2 protein-coding genes are annotated in these 2,301 nt (G+C 71.9%); one reads left to right on the top strand and one right to left on the bottom strand.

Annotated features, from left to right (window positions below; genetic code table 11):
• Positions 1–885, bottom strand: an 885-nt coding sequence (locus tag ACYVE9_RS23525; RefSeq protein WP_461029897.1) for a sterol desaturase family protein, incomplete at its 3' end; no start/stop codon positions are given.
• 347 nt (positions 886–1,232) lie between these two features.
• Between ACYVE9_RS23525 and ACYVE9_RS23520 the strand changes: the two genes are divergently transcribed.
• Positions 1,233–2,237, top strand: coding sequence for a DEDDh family exonuclease (locus ACYVE9_RS23520; RefSeq protein ID WP_461029896.1), 1,005 nt, complete (start codon positions 1,233–1,235; stop codon positions 2,235–2,237).
• Positions 2,238–2,301: the final 64 nt, after the last annotated feature.

Genomic DNA, 2,301 nt, shown 5'->3' with positions numbered 1-2,301 from the left:
CGCGGGAGCGGTCGCGGAGGCAGTGGCAGGGGGCGTCGCGGCGGGACGGGCGGCCGGCTGCCAGCCGGGGCCTCGCAGCAACCGCCCGGCCCGTTCGGACCAGCTTCCCGCCGCCCGCAGGTCCCGGCCGATCGCCACGTACTCGTGGGTGGCGACCCGCAGCGGGTTGTGGGTGTTGATGTTCTTGGTGAGGCCGTAGACGCACGGCTCGGTCTCGGGCGCGAACGAGCCGAAGACCCGGTCCCAGACGATGAGGATGCCGCCGAAGTTCCGGTCCAGGTAGCCGCCCTGCGAAGCGTGGTGCACCCGGTGGTGCGAAGGGGTGTTGAGCACGAACTCCAGGGGCCCGGGCAGCTTTCCGACCCGCTCGGTGTGGATCCAGAACTGGTACACCAGATTGACGGAGGAGCAGAACGCCAACGCCGCCGGATGCACGCCCAGCGCCACCAGCGGCAGGTAGAACGGCCAGACCGTCAACGAGGTCCAGGGCTGGCGCAGCGCGGTGGTGAGGTTGAACTTCCGGCTGGAGTGGTGCACCACGTGGCAGGCCCACAACATGCGGACGACGTGGTGGCCGCGGTGCGACCAGTAGTAGAAGAAGTCCTGGCCGAGCAGCATCAGCGGGATCGTCCACCACAGGACGGGCACCTCGAGCGGCGACAACTCGTAGACGGCCACGTAGACGGCGAGGATCGGGATCTTCCACAGGGCGTCGAACAGCAGGCTGCCCAGCCCCATGGTGATGCTGGTGGCCGCGTCCTTGGTCTCGTACCCGGCGGCGTCCTCGTCCGGGTGGAACCGGTAGCTCACCATCTCCACGACGGTGAGCAGGACGAAGGCCGGAATGGACCACAACACGACATCGGGAAGCGCAGTCGTCGGCATACCGGCACGGTAGAGGCGCCGGACGACCAGGGCTAGAGGCTGTTACCGACAAGTATGCGAGACGAGTCGTCAGCAACGGCCGCTTGTCCGTTCCGTCACCAAAGACCCGGTAAGGCCTCCGTCGCACCCCCGCCGGGCCGAACCACCGCGAGACGACGGGTGGGGCGGCCAGCCGCGGTGGCGCGCCCCGGGAAAACCGTTCAGATCGGGACAAAGACTCGGACGGATCGTCAACCCCGCACCCGGGCGGCGCACCTGACGGCCCGCCGGGAAGCGGCGCCCCGGCGAAGGGCGGGACGGCACCGTGCCGCCGAGGCTGTCAGTGACGGCCCGTATCCTCTGGGACCATGCTCGAAGACCAGACGGCAGCCGCCTCGCACATCCCCGCGCAGCAGGCCGCCCCCCACGCATGGCCCGCCGGGTATCCCGAGGGTTACGCGGTGGTGGACGTGGAGACCACCGGACTCGCCCGGGACGACCGGATCGTGTCCGCGGCCGTCTACCGTCTGGACGCGCGCGGAGACGTGGAGGACCACTGGTACTCCCCCGTCAACCCGCAACGCGACCCCGGACCCACCTGGATCCACGGACTCACCAGCGAGATGCTGGCGGACGCCCCACTGTTCGCGGACATCGCCGAGGAGTTCGCCGGACGGTTGGACGGCCGGGTGCTGGTCGCGCACAACGCCGTCTTCGACTGGACGATGATCGCCCGGGAGTACGCCCGCGCCACCCGCACACCGCCGGTGCGGCAGCGGCTGTGCACGATAGCGCTCGCCAAGGAACTGGACCTGCCGCTGCCGAACCACAAACTGGAGTCGCTCGCCGCGCACTACGGCGTCGTCCAGCAGCGGGCGCACCACGCCCTGGACGACGCCAGGGTGCTGGCGGAGGCGTTCCGGCCCAGTCTGCACCTGGCGGCCCGCGGCGGGGTCCGGCTGCCGCTGCTGGCCTGCCAGCCGCTCACCGAGTGGACGGACACCGCCCGCCCCGGCGGGTCCGGCGGGTCCGGTGGGTACGCCGCCCGCAGCTGGCGGCCGGCCCGGCGGCGTCCCGCCTGCCCCTACCCCAACCCCGGGCGCTACGAGCCGGGGGGCCCGCTGGTGCAGGGCATGCGGGTGGCGTTCTCCGGGGACACCTCCGTCGACCGCGAACTGCTGGAGGACCGCGCGGTCGAAGCCGGGCTGCACATCGCGGGCAGCGTCTCCCGGCTGACCAGCCTGCTGGTCACCAACGACCCGGAGTCGGCGACGGGCAAGGTGACGCGGGCGAAGACGTACGGCACCCCGGTGCTGGACGAGGCCGCCTTCACCCACCTGCTCCGGGACGTGACCCCCGCTCCGGAGGCCTGACCGCCGGTCGGAAGGACCGCACCGCCCGCCGCCGGCGCCCGTCCGGGGGCCCGGCCGGGGTCGG

The sequence above is a fragment of the Streptomyces sparsus genome (assembly GCF_054776295.1).
This window is presented reverse-complemented; position numbering and strand designations above follow the sequence as displayed.